Below are 596 nucleotides of genomic sequence, written 5' to 3' on the forward strand. Positions count from 1 at the left end.
AACGGCTTCGACGTCGACAAGAAGCTCGCCTCGCGGGTCAAGGGCCTCGACATCATCCTCACCGCGCACACCCATGACGCGATGCCGGGCCTGATCCGCGTCGGCGACACCGTGCTCGTCGGCTCGGGCTCGCATGGCAAATTCGTCTCGCGGCTCGACATCGCCACCAAGGACGGCAAGGTCTCCGACATCCGCTTCAAGCTGATGCCGGTCTTCTCGGACGCGATCGCCCCCGATGCCGACATGGCCGCGCTGATCTCCAAGGTGCGCGCGCCCTATGCGGCCCATCTCGCGAAGGAAATCGGCCGGACGGATTCGCTGCTCTACCGGCGCGGCAACTTCAATGGCACCTTCGACGATCTGATCTGCGAGGCCATGCTGGAGCAGCGCGACGCCGAGATCGCGCTGTCGCCGGGCTTCCGCTGGGGTGGGACGCTGCTGCCGGGCGACGCCATCACCTGGGAGGCGATCACCAACGCCACGGCGATGACCTACCCCAACTGCTACCGCAACGAGATGACCGGCGCCCAACTCAAGGAGATCCTCGAGGACGTCGCCGACAACATCTTCCACCCCGACCCCTATTTCCAGGGCGG

General features: G+C 65.9%; 1 protein-coding gene. It reads left to right on the forward strand.

The window, feature by feature from the left end; all coding sequences use genetic code 11:
* Nucleotides 1-596: 5'-nucleotidase C-terminal domain-containing protein (locus AX750_RS23285; RefSeq protein WP_197432857.1), on the forward strand; the 596-nt coding region annotated here is incomplete at both ends.

It is taken from the genome of Methylobacterium sp. CCH7-A2, assembly GCF_001557075.1.
Classification (GTDB): Bacteria; Pseudomonadota; Alphaproteobacteria; order Rhizobiales; family Beijerinckiaceae; genus Allobosea; species Allobosea massiliensis.